16 protein-coding genes are annotated in these 14,946 nt (G+C 65.8%); 9 read left to right on the forward strand and 7 right to left on the reverse strand.

Features of this window, described 5'->3' with window-relative positions:
* Positions 1–11: 11 nt before the first annotated feature.
* Positions 12–710 carry a VIT family protein gene (locus tag ABE546_RS14865; RefSeq protein WP_346464289.1) on the reverse strand — a complete coding sequence of 233 codons (699 nt, stop codon included), beginning with the start codon at positions 708–710 and terminating at the stop codon, positions 12–14.
* Positions 711–917: 207 nt separating this feature from the next.
* Here ABE546_RS14865 and ABE546_RS14870 point away from each other — a divergent pair, with 207 nt between their 5' ends.
* Entirely contained in the window at positions 918–2,282 is a 1,365-nt protein-coding gene (locus ABE546_RS14870) for a glutamate--cysteine ligase (RefSeq protein ID WP_313209115.1), read from the forward strand.
* A 237-nt stretch (positions 2,283–2,519) separates the two neighbouring features.
* Here ABE546_RS14870 and ABE546_RS14875 read toward each other — a convergent pair whose 3' ends face one another.
* The 3 genes from ABE546_RS14875 to ABE546_RS14885 form a co-directional block, all read right to left on the reverse strand.
* Positions 2,520–2,882, reverse strand: a complete 363-nt coding sequence (locus tag ABE546_RS14875) for a hypothetical protein (RefSeq protein WP_313209116.1) — start codon at positions 2,880–2,882, stop codon at positions 2,520–2,522.
* A gap of 18 nt (positions 2,883–2,900) precedes the next feature.
* Positions 2,901–3,878 (reverse strand): RHS repeat-associated core domain-containing protein, encoded by a 978-nt coding sequence (locus ABE546_RS14880; protein ID WP_346464291.1) that lies wholly within the window; start codon positions 3,876–3,878, stop codon positions 2,901–2,903.
* Between the two features lie 403 nt (positions 3,879–4,281).
* A complete protein-coding gene (locus ABE546_RS14885) occupies positions 4,282–5,340 on the reverse strand; it encodes an NAD(P)-dependent alcohol dehydrogenase (RefSeq protein ID WP_313209118.1) in 1,059 nt (352 codons plus the stop codon).
* Positions 5,341–5,447: 107 nt separating this feature from the next.
* Between ABE546_RS14885 and ABE546_RS14890 the strand changes: the two genes are divergently transcribed.
* From ABE546_RS14890 to ABE546_RS14900, 3 genes are all read left to right on the forward strand, one after another.
* Positions 5,448–6,338: a LysR family transcriptional regulator gene (locus ABE546_RS14890; protein ID WP_346464293.1), complete on the forward strand. Its 891-nt coding sequence runs from the start codon at positions 5,448–5,450 to the stop codon at positions 6,336–6,338.
* A 69-nt stretch (positions 6,339–6,407) separates the two neighbouring features.
* Positions 6,408–7,076 carry an SMI1/KNR4 family protein gene (locus tag ABE546_RS14895; protein ID WP_346464295.1) on the forward strand — a complete coding sequence of 223 codons (669 nt, stop codon included), beginning with the start codon at positions 6,408–6,410 and terminating at the stop codon, positions 7,074–7,076.
* Positions 7,073–7,318 carry a hypothetical protein gene (locus ABE546_RS14900; protein ID WP_346464296.1) on the forward strand — a complete coding sequence of 82 codons (246 nt, stop codon included), beginning with the start codon at positions 7,073–7,075 and terminating at the stop codon, positions 7,316–7,318. Before ABE546_RS14895 ends, ABE546_RS14900 begins: the two co-directional genes overlap by 4 nt.
* A 325-nt stretch (positions 7,319–7,643) precedes the next feature.
* On the opposite strand, the gene ABE546_RS14905 is transcribed toward ABE546_RS14900, so the two are convergent.
* The gene (locus ABE546_RS14905; protein WP_102788238.1) at positions 7,644–8,747 is read right to left on the reverse strand and encodes an alkene reductase; all 1,104 of its coding nucleotides are present in this window, start codon (positions 8,745–8,747) and stop codon (positions 7,644–7,646) included.
* A 126-nt stretch (positions 8,748–8,873) separates the two neighbouring features.
* On the opposite strand from ABE546_RS14905, the gene ABE546_RS14910 reads away from it, so the two are divergent.
* The 4 genes from ABE546_RS14910 (at position 8,874) to fghA (ending at position 12,229) form a co-directional block, all read left to right on the forward strand.
* Complete coding sequence (locus tag ABE546_RS14910) at positions 8,874–9,782, forward strand: LysR substrate-binding domain-containing protein (protein ID WP_346464297.1); 909 nt, start codon at positions 8,874–8,876, stop codon at positions 9,780–9,782.
* Positions 9,783–9,909: 127 nt separating this feature from the next.
* Complete coding sequence (locus ABE546_RS14915) at positions 9,910–10,185, forward strand: metal/formaldehyde-sensitive transcriptional repressor (RefSeq protein ID WP_038691827.1); 276 nt, start codon at positions 9,910–9,912, stop codon at positions 10,183–10,185.
* A gap of 55 nt (positions 10,186–10,240) precedes the next feature.
* Positions 10,241–11,350 carry an S-(hydroxymethyl)glutathione dehydrogenase/class III alcohol dehydrogenase gene (locus ABE546_RS14920; protein ID WP_346464298.1) on the forward strand — a complete coding sequence of 370 codons (1,110 nt, stop codon included), beginning with the start codon at positions 10,241–10,243 and terminating at the stop codon, positions 11,348–11,350.
* A 48-nt stretch (positions 11,351–11,398) separates the two neighbouring features.
* Positions 11,399–12,229, forward strand: a complete 831-nt coding sequence (gene fghA / locus ABE546_RS14925; protein ID WP_346464299.1) for an S-formylglutathione hydrolase — start codon at positions 11,399–11,401, stop codon at positions 12,227–12,229.
* Between the two features lie 42 nt (positions 12,230–12,271).
* Here the strand turns inward: fghA and ABE546_RS14930 are convergent, their stop codons facing one another.
* A complete protein-coding gene (locus ABE546_RS14930; protein ID WP_346464300.1) occupies positions 12,272–12,910 on the reverse strand; it encodes a hydrolase in 639 nt (212 codons plus the stop codon).
* A 121-nt stretch (positions 12,911–13,031) separates the two neighbouring features.
* Positions 13,032–13,901 (reverse strand): pirin family protein, encoded by an 870-nt coding sequence (locus ABE546_RS14935; protein WP_319623436.1) that lies wholly within the window; start codon positions 13,899–13,901, stop codon positions 13,032–13,034.
* Positions 13,902–14,021: 120 nt separating this feature from the next.
* Here ABE546_RS14935 and ABE546_RS14940 point away from each other — a divergent pair, with 120 nt between their 5' ends.
* Positions 14,022–14,927: a LysR family transcriptional regulator gene (locus tag ABE546_RS14940; RefSeq protein WP_319623437.1), complete on the forward strand. Its 906-nt coding sequence runs from the start codon at positions 14,022–14,024 to the stop codon at positions 14,925–14,927.
* Positions 14,928–14,946 lie beyond the last annotated feature (19 nt).

Genomic DNA, 14,946 nt, shown 5'->3' on the forward strand with positions numbered 1-14,946 from the left:
GCGGACACCGCTCAGCCCGCCACGTTGAACAGTCGGCCGACCAGCGCGGCCGCGGCCATCGCGATCGCACCCCAGAAGGTGACGCGCACCGCACCGCGCAGACGTGGGGCACCGCCGGCATGGGCGGCCAGGGTGCCGGTCAGGCACAGCCCCAGCAGCGTCACCACGGTGGTGGCCTGGCCGACGACAGCATGCGGCGCGAGCAGGGCGGTCAGCACCGGCAACGCGGCGCCACTGACGAAGGCGCCGGCGGAGGCCATGGCCGCCTGCATCGGGCGCGCCCGCAGCTCCTCGGTGATGCCCAGCTCATCGCGGGCATGTGCCCCCAGCGCGTCGTGCGCGGTGAGCTGGGTGGCCACCTCACGCGCCAGGCCGGGACTCAGCCCGCGATGGCGGTAGATCGCGGCCAGCTCTTCCAGCTCGCTGTGCGGGTCTTCGTGCAGTTCGCGCCTCTCCACGGCCAGGTCGGCCCGTTCGGTATCGGCCTGCGACTGCACCGAAACATACTCGCCAGCCGCCATCGACATCGCACCGGCCACGGTCCCGGCGATGCCGGTGGCCAGGATCGTGGCGGCCGAGGCGCCGCTCGCCGCGATGCCGACCACCAGGCCGGCTACCGAGACAATGCCGTCATTGGCGCCGAGCACCGCGGCACGCAGCCAGCCGACACGGTCGGAGCGATGTACTTCCGGATGTCGGGATCGGCTCATCGAATCAGTGTAGGGGCTGGCGGCGGCCAACAGCGGAATGACTCGCAGCCGCGGCGGGGCCGGCGCAGCGTCAAGCCCATGCCAGTAGGATGCTGAAAACCGTCACGGTGACACGACGGCAGGGGACGCCACGATATAGTGCGCCCTTGCGATGCGGGGGCGTGAACCCCACATCCCCGCCCTGACCAGAATTCTGCGAGCCTCCCCTTGTCGAGCCCCAGCCACGTCGCCGAGACGCCGATCACCGACCGTAATGAACTGGTCGCCACGTTGGCCTCCGGCGAAAAGCCCCAGGCGCAGTGGCGCATCGGCACCGAGCACGAGAAGTTCGGCTTCCGCCTGGATGACCTGCGCCCGCCCACCTTCGACGGTGACCGCGGCATCGAAGCGCTGCTCAACGGCCTGACCCGCTTCGGCTGGGATCCGGTGCAGGAAGAGGGCCGCACGATAGCGCTGCTGCGCGACAACGCCTCGGTGACGCTGGAGCCGGCCGGCCAGCTGGAACTGTCCGGCGCGGCGGTGGAGACCATCCACCAGACCTGCGTGGAAACCGGCACCCATCTCAATGAAGTGGCGCAGGTCGCCGGCGAACTGCAGCTGGGCTTCCTCGGCATGGGCTTCCAGCCGAAGTGGGCCCGCGATGAAATGCCGTGGATGCCCAAGGGCCGCTACAAGATCATGCGCGAGTACATGCCCAAGGTCGGCACGCTTGGCCTGGACATGATGACGCGCACCTGCACGGTGCAGGTCAACCTGGATTACGCCACTGAAGCGGACATGGTGAAGAAGTTCCGCGTGTCGCTGGCGCTGCAGCCGATCGCCACCGCGCTGTTCGCCGATTCACCGTTCACCGAGGGCGCGCCGAACGGCTACCAGAGCTACCGCTCGCACATCTGGACCGACACCGACAACGATCGCACCGGCATGCTCGACTTCGTGTTCGAAGACGGTTTCGGTTACGAGCGTTACGTGGATTACCTGCTCGATGTGCCGATGTACTTCTCTTACCGCGATGGCAAGTACCACGATGCCAGCGGCCAGAGCTTCCGCGATTTCATGGTCGGTAAGCTGCCGGTGCTGCCGGGCCAGCTGCCCACGCTGCGCGACTGGTCCGACCACATGACCACCGCCTTCCCGGAAGTGCGCCTGAAGAAGTACCTGGAAATGCGCGGCGCCGATGCCGGCCCGTGGAGCCGCCTGTGCGCGCTGCCCGCGTTCTGGGTAGGCCTGCTGTATGACGATGCCGCACTCGATGCCGCGTGGGATCTGGTCCGCGATTTCAGCCTGGTTGAGCGCAACGTTCTGCGCGATGGCGTGCCGAAGCATGGCTTGAGGCTGCCGTTCCGCAACGGCACCGTGCTGGATCTGTCACGCGAAGCGTTGAAGATCGCGGTAGCCGGGCTCAAGCGTCGCGCCGCGCGCAATGCCGACGGTCAGGACGAAAGCAAGTTCCTGGAGGTGCTGCAGGAGATCGTCGATTCCGGGTTGACCCCGGCCGACCGCAAGCTGGCGCTCTTCCACGGCGAGTGGGGCGGCAACATCGATCCAGTGTTCAAGGAATTTGCGTACTGATCGCAAAACCACCGTGGAAGAACGGCGCTCGCCCGGTCCGGGTGAGCGCCGTTTTTCCACGTGACACCTTACGACCAAGGTCGGGAATTTTCGACGCCACCTGGACGTTACGAACTCAGGGGAGGGCAGAGTCCGCCCGAGGCCTTACGGGAGAACGGCACGCTCTTTGCGTGGCCCCACGACAGGCAGACGTGTCAGTTCCAGATCATGTTGCTGCCGTCAGGCCCAGCCATCCAGTCAGGCAGGCCTTACCGCCGACAAGACAGCTTCAATTCCGACGTCTGTACAGATCTCGAGCGCGAGCTCCCGCGCTTCAGAGGCCGTCAGTCGCCCTGCCGTCTTCAATGCTTCGAATGAAAACTCCGGATCAACCGAAATCCTGTTCACGACTTCCTCTTGGATTCGGCGATGCAATTCGATAGCCGGACCTAGCCGAACCCTATCTTCCGCATGTATTGCACTTGAAACCTCGTGGCCGTCCAACGCCTCGTAGTAGTAAAAATTAGAGTACGTGTCGATGAAGCTCTGGGCGTTGACAGCGCCGAGTGCAAATTCTCTGACAAGCCTCGTCATCTGGATGAGTTCTGCCTCGCTATCCATGTTCCACGCACTCCTTACTCATTGCTTTACGGGAAGCCAAGGGGTTCCATCGGCATTGGTTACACCTGGCACATGGCCATGCGGCTGCTGCGCTCGGGGATCGGGATGGGTTGATGGTTTATGTCCTCCATCAATACGCACTCCAGTAGGCTGGCCGTCGGGGCCTTTCGCTTGAACGAAGCGGCCATCTGGAGATCCTTCAATTCTTCCGCCTGGAGGTGTCGGGATCGCGTTTCCCTTGGAATCGACATAGATGGTTCCAGAAGCCTTGTGCTGGCTGGCGACCTTTCGTCCTAGTTGCGCGGCTTCGTCACCGTGCTTCAACACTGCCTTTCCGGCGTCACCGGCCAATGGAATCAGACCAATTGCCGCCCCGGCAATGTTCGCAGGTGTTGGAGCTTGGATTGCCTCAACGATACCTTTGACGTCCCCCAGGACCGGCGTGAAGTCGGCAACCACTGGGAGAATCTGCTGGGCTTGCTCAGCTGTTACAGGATTGTAGAAATCCCTTGGTGCTCCCAACGCTTGACGCCCATCTGGGTCAGTAAAGCGATATGGGTTGCCGTTCGCATATCGGTATCGATTGAATTGCCCCACCGGCTGGTCATACGCCGTCACAGGGTCCACCGACAGGAACCTGCCCAACTGCGGATCCATGTACCGCTGCTGCATGTAGCTGAGCCCCGTGGCCGCATCGCTCACATGCCCCGTATATCCCGGTCCATCCGTGACCTGTCCGCCCACAACAGCGCCATAGGGCTCATAGTCGTAGCGTTTGATCACGTTGCCATTGGCATCAGATTCGGCAACGACCGAACCGAGTGCATCGGTATGGATATAGGTGACGGTCTGAGCGCGTGCAGATGGCACAAGGGTCATGCTGACCAGTAGCACACAGAAGAGCCATGCGCCCACGACACTCAGCTTCCGAAAGAAATTCTCCACTTCTCTGCGGAGAGCAAACGTGCCGCCAGCACTTCCACCGAATCTGCGCATCCTTCCAATCCCTGAAAGAGCCTTGAAGCAAGGCGTGCCATTGATAGCACAGCAATGAGAGGCCTGTGGCTGAACTGCTTCAGCAAGGCCAAAGGTGCCATGGCGGGTCGGATCGTGCGAGAAGCGCCAAGCGCCAAGGGAGTCGGGCCAGGGAGCAGTGGCGAGGCCAGTGGCGACGCGTCAGCGGAAGATGACAATGGGAAGATCGCATCTTGGCAACCGGCAGCTAGGTGTCACAGCTCCGATCGGAGAGGGGGCGCTCCTGGGGCACCGTCCTCGGCCAACTACGCCGAGGACGGTGAAGATCTCCAAATCCCATCATCCGTTCGGTGTCAAGACTGCTCCTCTCAGACGAACAGTATTGCGGTGTCTCCGGGATGTTTCACTTGAACCTGTGGAAGGATCAGGCCGCCTTTTCCAGCGTGCCCATGTCGATGACGAAGCGGTACCGCACATCGTTCTTCGCCATGCGCTCCCAGGCCTCGTTGACGGTCTTGATGTCGATCACTTCCACGTCGCTGACGATGTTGTGCTCGGCACAGAAGTCCATCATTTCCTGCGTCTCAGCCATGCCGCCGATCGCCGAGCCGGTGATGTGCTTGCGGCCGAACATCACCGAAGCGCCCATCAGCGGCGGATCCAGCTCGGTCAGCACGCCGACCAGGCACATGGTGGCATCGCGCTTGAGCAGGGACATGTACGGGTTGGTGTCGTGGCTGACCGGGATGGTGTTGAGCAGGAAGTCGAAGCTGCCCGCATGGGCCTTCATCTGCGCCGGATCACGCGAGACCAGCACTTCATCGGCGCCCAGGCGCTTGGCGTCGGCACCCTTTTCCGGGGTGGTGGTGATCATCACCACGGTGGCGCCCATCGCCTTGGCGAACTTCACGCCCATGTGGCCCAGGCCACCGAGGCCGATCACGCCGACCTTCTGGCCGGGGCCGACCTTCCAGTGGCGCAGCGGCGAATAGGTGGTGATGCCAGCGCACAGCAGCGGCGCGGCGGCCTTGAGGTCGAGCGTTTCGGACACCTTCACCACGAAGCGCTGCTCGACCACGATGTGGTCGGAGTAGCCGCCGAAGGTCGGCTGGCCGCTCTCGCGCTCGGTGCTGTTGTAGGTGAAGGTCGCGCCCTTCTCGCAGTACTGCTCCAGATCTTCATCGCAGGCCGCGCAGTGGCGGCAGGAATCGACCATGCAGCCGACGCCGGCGAAATCGCCGACCTTGAAGCCGGTGACGTTGGCGCCGACCTCGGTCACGCGGCCGATGATCTCGTGGCCGGGCACCATCGGGAACTTGGAACCACCCCAGTCGTCACGGGCCTGATGCAGATCGGAGTGGCAGATGCCACTGAAGAGAATCTCGATGCGCACGTCATCGGGACCGGCCGGGCGGCGTTCGAAGGAGAACGGCACCAGCGGCGCGGTCTGGTCGTGCACCGCATAACCATGGGCGAGGGACATGGGGGAATCCTTGGCAGGTTTGTAGAAAGGCGCTTTACAATACGCCCCGATCCCGTGCACAAAAAGTCAGGATATCGGCATGATTCATCAAGTGAAACGGGATAATCATGGCCACTGACAACCTGACCCATCTGGCCGCCTTCGCCGCCGTGGCCCGCCACCGCAGCTTCCGCAAGGCCGGGGCTGAGCTGGCGCTGTCCACCTCGGCGGTCAGTTATGCGATCCGCGCGCTGGAAGAGCGCCTGGGCGTGGGCCTGTTCCACCGCACCACCCGCAGCGTGGCCCTCACCGAAGCCGGCCAGCGCCTGCTCGAACGGCTGCAGCCGGCCCTGGATCAGGTGCATGACGCGCTGGAGGAAATGAATCACTTCCGCGCCGCCCCGGCCGGCCTGCTGCGCATCAACGCCACCCGCGCCGCCGTGCAGACCCAGCTCGGTCCGCGCCTGGCGCGGTTCCTGCAAGCCCACCCCGACGTGCGCATTGAACTGGCGCAGGATGATGGCCTGGTGGATATCGTCGCCAAGGGATTCGATGCAGGCGTGCGCCTGCACGAATCAGTGCCCGAAGACATGGTGGCGGTGCCATTGGGCCCGCCGTTGCGCGGCCTGATCGTCGGCGCGCCGTCCTACCTGCAGCGCCGCGGCATTCCAGCGCATCCGCACGAACTGGTGCAGCATGAGTGCGTGCGCTTCCGTTTCGCCAGCGGCCATCTGTACAAGTGGCAGTTCGAACGGGACGGCCAGGAACTGGACGTGGACGTGCCCGGCCGGCTCACCCTGGGCGATCAGCACACCATCCTGCAGGCCGTGGTCGACGGCCTTGGCCTGGCCTACGTGCTGGAAGACTCCGCGCGCCCGTACCTGGACGATGGCCGCCTGGTGGCGGTGCTGGAAGACTGGAGTGAACCATTCCCCGGCTTCGTCCTGTATTACCCGCGGCAACGGCAGATGTCGTCGGCGCTGCGCGCGTTCGTGGATATGGTGCGGGCGACAGTTTGAAGTGCGAAGTGGTTGCCGCGGCTGCACCGCCAGTGGCACGCTTGCCCGCCGCATCGGATGCACCCTGGCATGCCCATCGCAACGCCCCACGACATCGAACAGCAGCTCGGCCAGGCGTTTCCCGCGCTGTACCACCAACTGCAGGGTGATCGCATGCTGGACTGGGGTACGTTCTGCCACGGCTGGGTCACCAGCGTGTACCCGACGCTGCGTGCGCGCCCGCCGCTGCTGTTGTACGCGCGTGAGTTCGAGCTGATCGCGCCGGCCGATATCGTGGGCCACGCCGAACAGTTCACCGATGAAGACAGTCACGTGCGCCTGCGCGAGCGCCTGCAGCTGTTGCCATTCGGTAGTACCGGGGCGGGCGACTACTACTGCTTCTGGCAAGATCCGAGTGCACCGGGCGAGCCGCGCGTGGTGCTGCTCTGGCACGACGATGACCGCGTGGACCTGCTAGCGACCAACCTGCAGGACTTCATCTTCCGGATGATGGTCGATGCGGTGGCCGACCTTGACGACGGCTTGCTGGAAGAAGGCGATATCGCCGACAACCTGCAGCGTTGGCTGAGGTCGCATCGCCCCTATCTGCGCGCAGCGCAGGTGCAGGCGTTGGAAGAGCTGTATGCCGATCCTGCGATCCAGGCCGGTGGCGTGGGCGAGGATGTCGCCACCGCGTTGATCCGTCGCGTGATCGGCTTCGAGGGCATCGATACCCACTTCAGCTACGTACCGGCATGACGGCTGCGATGCCGGCGTCTGCTGCACTCAGCGACGCGGACGTCCGCCAGCTGGCCGACCATCTGCTGGCGTTGGATGCCGGACGGTTGCCGGCGCCGTTGCCGCCGCACCTGCGCGCGCACCCGGTGGCTACCCTGGCCGCCACCGGGCAACTCGACGCGGCGGTGGTGGCTCTAATGGGCGATGTACCCAACCCCCTAGCGGGGCCTGCTGTTGCGATGACCCCGCAGGTCGGACGGTAGAGCCACCCCATGGGTGGCTGCCCGCAGCGCGGACGTCGAAAATCCAGCCACGCATGGCGTGGCTCTACCGCCGGCAGGGCACGGGTAGAGCCACCCCATGGGTGGCTGCACGCAGCGCAGACGTCGAAAATCCAGCCACGCATGGCGTGGCTCTACCGCCGGCGGGGCACGGGTAGAGCCACCCCATGGGTGGCTGCACGCAGCGCAGACGTCGAAAATCCAGCCACGCATGGCGTGGCTCTACCGCCGGCGGGGCACGGGTAGAGCCACCCCATGGGTGGCTGCACGCACCCACGGAATCACCACGCCCGCGCCGGCCCCATGATCAGCCGGCAACCGGATAGTCGGTATACCCCTCCGCACCACCGCCGTAATACGTGGCCCGATCCGGCACCGCCAGCGCCACATCGCGCTCCAGCCGCGCCACCAGGTCCGGGTTGGCGATGAACGGCTGGCCGAACGCCGCCAGATCGATGATGCCCTCGTCCACCAGTCGCAGCGCGCGCTCGCGGGTGAGGCTGCCCGCCAGGATCAGGGTGCCACCGTAGCTCTGCTTGAACGTGCGCAGGAACGCCTCGCTCAGGACCGACACGCCCCGTGCATGGTTGTCGTTGAGGTGCACGTAGGCCAGGCCGCGCTTGCCCAGTTCCTGCGCCAGGTACAGATACGCCGCTTCGTTGCCGACGTACTCGGGCATGTCGAACTGCAGGTTGTTCGGTGCCAGCCGCACGCCGACGCGGTGCGCCCCGATCCGCGCGGCCATCGCATCGACGGTCTCCAGGATCAGGCGCGCGCGGTTCTGCAGCGTGCCGCCGTAGCCGTCGGTGCGGTCATTGGTGACCGGGTTGAGGAACTGTTCGAACAGGTAGCCGTTGGCCGCGTGCAGTTCGATACCGTCGAAACCGGCGGCGATCGCGTTGTCGGCCGCGCGCGCGAAATCGTCGACGATGCCGGGCAGCTCGTCGGTGCGCAGGGCACGCGGCGGGGTCGGATCGGCCTGACCACGGCTGCCGTCCTCGCGGTACACGAAGGCGCTGCTCTTCGGGTCGCTGGCCACCGGGCGGGTGCCAGCGCTGACCGGCTGGCCGCCGTCGGGCTGCAGTGAGGCGTGCGACATGCGGCCCACGTGCCAGAGCTGGGCGAAGATGACGCCCCCTTCGGCATGCACGGCAGCGGTGACCGGCTTCCAGCCCTCCACCTGTTCGGCCGACCACATGCCCGGCACGTCGATGTAGCCCTGGCCCTGCGGCGACACCGGGGTGCCTTCGCTGATGATCAGCCCGGCACTGGCGCGCTGCCGGTAGTACTGCGCGGTGAGGGCGTTGGCCACGGTGCCGGGGTTGCGTGCGCGGGTCATCGGCGCCATCGCGATGCGGTTGCGCAGGGGGGTACCGGCGAGGTCGTAGGGCTGGAAGAGCAGGGCGGTCATAAGGCGAACTCGTGGGGAAGGGGGCGCCAGCGGCGCGACCCCTTCAAGATAGGGTTGACCTGGAGGCACATAAAGGACTTCAATTTCCCAGCAAGTGGGACATTGTGTCCCCAATGGAGCGCGGTGATGCTGCCAGTGGAATCGTTGAATGGGCTGGTCACCTTCGTCACCACGGCGCGCTCGGCCACGTTCACCGAAGCGGCCGAGACCCTGGGAATCTCGCGCTCGGCGGTCGGCAAGGCGATCGCGCGGCTGGAAGAGCGTCTGGGTGTGCGGCTGTTCCATCGCACCACGCGGCGCATTTCGCTCACCGCCGATGGCCAGGCCTACTTCGCCTCCTGCGCCACCGCGCTGGAAGAGATCGCCTCGGCCGAGGCGTGCCTGGGCTCGGCCTCGCACCTGCCGGCAGGCCGCCTGCGCATCGACATGCCGTCCTCGTTCGGGCGGCTGATGATTCTGCCGGTGCTGCTGCGCATCTGTGCCGAACACCCCGAACTGCAGCTCACCATGACCTTCACCGACCACTTCGTGGACCCGGTCGAAGAAGGCATCGACCTGTTGATCCGCTTCGGTGGGCTGGACCAGGCCCAGCACCTGGTTGCACGACGGCTGGGCACCCAGCAGTTGATCACCTGCGCCTCGCCGGCCTACCTGGACAGGCACGGCACGCCCGCCACCGCGGACGACCTGCATGCGCATCGCAGCATCGTTGGCTATCGGTATGGACAGCCGGTGGCGTGGCGGATCGGAGAAGACGCCGGGCAAGCGCGCTTCATTCCCAGCGGCACCCACCAGCTCAACGATGGCGATGCCGTGATCGAAGCGGCCATCGCCGGCCTGGGCATCTGCCAGATGCCGCACTTCCTGGTGAAGCGGCACCTGCAGTCGGGCGCGTTGCAGCAGGTGCTGGGCCACTGCATGCAGCACCATGTGGAGATCCACGCGCTATGGCCGCAGACCCGGCACCTGCGGCCGAAGGTGCGCTACGTGGTGGATGCGCTGGCGACACTGGCCGATGCCGGTGCGTTCGACTGAGCCGGGCGGGCGGTTCACGGGAGGGAGCACCGTTGCAGGCGATGGACCGCGCCAAGGCAACCGCGAGGTGACCCCCGCGACTGGTTGTGTATACTATCCCCCAGTATAGTTCTCTGGTCATTCGCCCGTGCCGCACTCCCCGGAAGAAAAGAAGAAGGTCCTGGCCCGCGTGCGTCGCATCCGCGGCCAGTGCGATGCGCTGGATCGGGCGCTGGATGCCGGGGCCGAGTGCGGGCCGGTGCTGCAGCAGATCGCGGCGATCCGCGGTGCGGTCAACGGGTTGATGTCCGAAGTGATGGAAGCCCACCTGCGTGAAGAATTCGGCCAGCCGGCGCAGTCCGATGCGCAGCGCGCCGAGCGTGTGCGCGACATGAGCGCGCTGATCCGTTCCTACCTGAAATAAGCGTGCGGCTACCCGCGCGCGCACCTGTCTTGTTCCCTGCCTTGGAGTGCTCCCCATGAAATCCCGTGCTGCCGTTGCCTTCGCCGCTGGCGAACCGTTGAAGATCGTCGAGATCGACGTCGCTCCGCCGCAGAAGGGCGAAGTGCTGGTCAAGATCACCCACACCGGCGTCTGCCACACCGATGCGTTCACCCTGTCCGGCGATGATCCGGAAGGCCTGTTCCCTGCCGTGCTGGGCCATGAAGGCGCCGGCATCGTGGTGGAAGTGGGCGAGGGCGTCACCAGCGTCAAGCCGGGCGACCACGTGATCCCGCTGTACACCGCCGAGTGCGGCGAGTGCCTGTTCTGCAAGAGCGGAAAGACCAACCTGTGCGTCGCCGTGCGTGCCACCCAGGGCAAGGGCGTGATGCCCGATGGCACCACCCGCTTCAGTTACAACGGCGAGCCGATCTACCACTACATGGGCTGCTCGACCTTCAGCGAGTACACCGTGGTGGCCGAAGTCTCGCTGGCCAAGATCAATCCGGATGCCAATCCGGAACACGTGTGCCTGCTCGGCTGTGGCGTGACCACCGGCATCGGCGCGGTGCACAACACCGCCAAGGTGCAGGAAGGCGATTCGGTGGCGGTGTTCGGGCTGGGCGGCATCGGCCTGGCGGTGATCCAGGGCGCGCGCCAGGCCAAGGCCGGCCGTATCTTCGCGATCGACACCAACCCGTCCAAGTTCGAACTGGCCAAGCAGTTCGGTGCCACCGACTGCGTCAACCCGAAGGACCACGACAAGCCGATCCAGCAGGTCATCGTGGAGATGACCACCTGGGGCGTGGACCATACCTTCGAGTGCATCGGCAACGTCAACGTGATGCGGGCGGCGCTGGAATGCGCGCACCGTGGCTGGGGCCAGTCGGTGGTGATCGGTGTGGCCGGCTCGGGTCAGGAAATCTCGACCCGTCCGTTCCAGCTGGTCACCGGGCGCTCCTGGAAGGGCACCGCCTTCGGTGGCGTCAAGGGCCGCAGCCAGCTGCCGGGCATGGTCGAAGACGCCATGAAGGGCGACATCGAACTGGCGCCGTTCGTGACCCACACGATGGGCCTGGACGAGATCAACGACGCGTTCGATCTGATGCATGAAGGCAAGTCGATCCGCTCGGTCGTGCATTTCTGAGTCACTGCGGGCGGCGCGTGGTCTGCGCCGCCCCTACGGAGAACCATCATGGAACGCATCGAACATCGCGCCGCCTCCGGCGGCTGGCAGGACGTGTACCGCCACACCTCGCAGGTGCTGGGCTGTGACATGAATGTCGCTGTCTACCTGCCGCCGCAGGCCGCCACGCAGAAGCTGCCGGTGCTGTACTGGCTCAGCGGGCTGACCTGCAACGAACAGAACTTCATCACCAAGGCCGGCGCGCAGCGTTATGCCGCCGAACATGGCGTGATCCTGGTCGCGCCGGACACCAGCCCGCGCGGCGATGACGTCGCCGACGCCGAAGGCTACGACCTGGGCAAGGGGGCGGGTTTCTATTTGAACGCCACCGAGCAGCCGTGGGCGGCGCACTACCGCATGTACGACTATGTGGTGGAGGAGCTGCCGGCGTTGATCGAGGCGCATTTCCAGACGACGGGTGCACGCAGCATCAGTGGCCACTCGATGGGGGGGCATGGTGCGCTGGTGATCGCGTTGAAGAATCCGGGGCGCTACAAAAGCGTCTCGGCGTTTTCGCCGATCGTCGCGCCGACCCGCGTGCCGTGGGGGCAGAAGGCCTTCACTGCCTACCTGGGTGAGGACCGCGCCAGTTGGGCGGCGTGGGATGCCAGCGAGCTGGTCGCCGCCGCGACCGAGCGCCTGCCGTTGCTGGTGGACCAGGGCGGTGGTGATGAGTTCCTCGACACCCAGCTGCAGCCGCAGTGGTTGCAGGCGGCCTGCACGGCGGCCGGTCATCCGCTGACGCTGCGCCTGCAGCCCGGTTACGACCACAGCTATTACTTCATCAGCAGCTTCATCGGCGAGCACATCGCGCATCACGCCAAGGCGTTGCACGGGTGATGCCCGCCCAACGGCCACGCGGGAGCGTGGCCGTTGCGTCGCTCATTGGCGATCGTAGGAGAACTGGATGCCGGCAGTGCCGCCCGTCTGGATGAAAAGTTCCATGAACGCCGGCACCGTGTCCTGGCGCTGCCAATCGCGCTGCAGCTCACAGAACAGCTGAGGCACGCTGATCATCCTGCCGCCGGCCTGTTCGATGCGGCGCAGGCCCGCGTCATGCGCGGCCAGGGAGGTGCCGCCAACGGCATCGACCACGACGTACACCTCGTAGCCCTCCTTCAAAGCATCCAGGGCGGGGAAGGTCAGACAGGCTTCGGTCCACAGGGCGGTCATGATCAGCTTGCGGCGCCCGGTGGCCTGCACCGCGTCGCGGAATGCGGTGTCTTCCCATGCATTGATGGTGGTGCGGTCGTAGGTGGGATGGTCGGCCAGCACCTTGCGCAGCTGCGGAATCGGCGGTTTGTTGAGGCCGCTGCGCACATTGACCGTGGAATGCACGATCGGCAGCCCGTAGGCGACGGCGGCCTTGGCGGTGCCGACGATGTTGTTGACCAGCAACTGCCGGTCCATCGAGGCGATCGAGTTCACCTGTACCGGCTGGTAGTCGATGATGATGAAGGCGGCGTTCTGCGGGGTCAGCAGGTGATCGGTGACAGGATCACGGATGGGTTCGCTTGCCATGGGAAATACTCCTGGGAATGGGGAGGCCGCTGGGCGGCCGGGGTATGGCGATGGCAACGACCATCGCCACGGAGGACAGGGGATGCGTCAATCGCGCTGCGAATCCAGCACGTCGCCGGAATTACGCGTGAGCGATCTGGCCGAAGCGGCCGCTCTTGAAATCGGCGAAGGCCTGGCTGATGTCGTCCTGGCTGTTCATCACGAAGGGCCCGTAGCCCACGATCGGCTCATCGATCGGTTCGCCACTGAGCACCAGCACCGTGGCATCGCTGTTGGCCTCGATCTGCAGGGCGCTGCCATCGCGATCGAGCATCACCAGCTGCGCCTCGTGCACGGCCTGGCTGCCATTGACCTGCACGCTGCCGCGCAGCACGACCAGGGCGACATGGCGCCCCTCGGGCACCGGCAGGTGGGCGCTATGGCCCTGGAGCAGCCGCAGGTCCCACACATCCATCGGCGTGAAGGTGCGCGCGGGGCCACGCTGGCCGTCGAACTCACCGGCGATCACGCGCACGCGGCCCGCCTGGTCCGGCAACGGCACCGACGGAATCTGCGCGTTCAGCAGGGTCTGGTAGCCGGGCGCGGCCATCTTGTCCTTGGCCGGAAGATTCACCCAGAGCTGCACCATCTCCAGCGTGCCGCCGGTGCGGGTGAAGGCGTGGGAGTGGAACTCTTCATGCAGGATGCCGGAGGCGGCGGTCATCCACTGCACGTCGCCCGGGCCGATGGTGCCGCCCGCGCCGGTGGAATCGCGATGCTCCACTTCGCCCTCATAGACGATGGTCACCGTCTCGAAGCCGCGGTGAGGATGCTGGCCAACGCCGCGTGGCTGCGCAGCGGGGGTGAACTTCATCGGGCCGGCATAGTCCAGCAGCAGGAAGGGGCTGACCTGCTGGCCGTGGCTGGAATAGGAGAACAGGGTCCGGGCCGGGAAGCCGTCGCCCACCCAGTGCGCCTTGGGGGCGCTGTAGATGCCGAGAATCTTCTTCATGTCGTACTCCTCCGGGGGCAGGCCCGTGTCTGATGGAAGAGATGATGAATTCAGGACGCTGGCGCCGGTAGTCAGCAGAATTTATCCTCATAGTCCTATTTGGTGAACGCTGGAGGCGGCGTGCAGGATCTCAATGACCTCTACTATTTCGCCCAGGTGGTCGATCACGGTGGTTTCGCGCCGGCGGGGCGGGCGCTGGGGGTGCCCAAGTCGAAACTCAGCCGCCGGGTGGCGCTGCTTGAGGAGCGGCTGGGGGTGCGCTTGATCCAGCGTTCGACGCGGCACTTCTCGGTTACCGAGGTCGGCCAGACGTTCTACGCGCACTGCAAGGCGATGCTGGTGGAAGCCGAAGCCGCCCAGGAAGCGATCGAACTCACCCGCAGCGAGCCGCGCGGCATCGTCCGGGTGGCCTGCCCGGTCGCGCTGCTGGACACGCGTGTCGGCGAGATGATCGCGGCCTTCCTGGCGCAGTGCCCGGGGGTGGCGATACAGCTGGATGCCACCAACCGCCGGGTCGATCTGATTGCCGAGGGCATCGATATCGCGATCCGGGTGCGGCCACCGCCATTGCAGGACACCGAGCTGGTGATGCGGGTGCTGGCCGAGCGCAGCCAGTGCCTGGTCGCCAGCCCGGCGTTGATCGCGCGGCTGGGCCTGCCGCAGGTGCCGGCCGATCTCGCTGCGTTGCCGAGCATGGAGCTGGGCCTACCGCAGAACGAGCACGTCTGGAATCTGTTCGGCCCGGACGGCACGCGCGCGGACATCCATCATCGGCCGCGCCTGGTCACCCGCGGCATGCTGACCCTGCGCGCGGCCGCGGTGGCCGGCGTGGGCGTGGTGCAGCTGCCGCGGATGATGGTGTGCGACCAGATTGCCGCTGGCACGCTGGTGCACGTGCTGCCCGCGTGGGCGCCACGGCGGGAGATCATCCACGCGGTATTCCCCTCACGGCGCGGACTGCTGCCCTCCGTACGCGCGCTGATCGATTTCCTGGCGGAACGTTTCCAGCAGCTCGAGGAAGAGTAGCCGACGCTGCCCGGCGCCC

This window comes from Stenotrophomonas sp. TWI377 (assembly GCF_039674525.1).
GTDB lineage: Bacteria > Pseudomonadota > Gammaproteobacteria > Xanthomonadales > Xanthomonadaceae > Stenotrophomonas.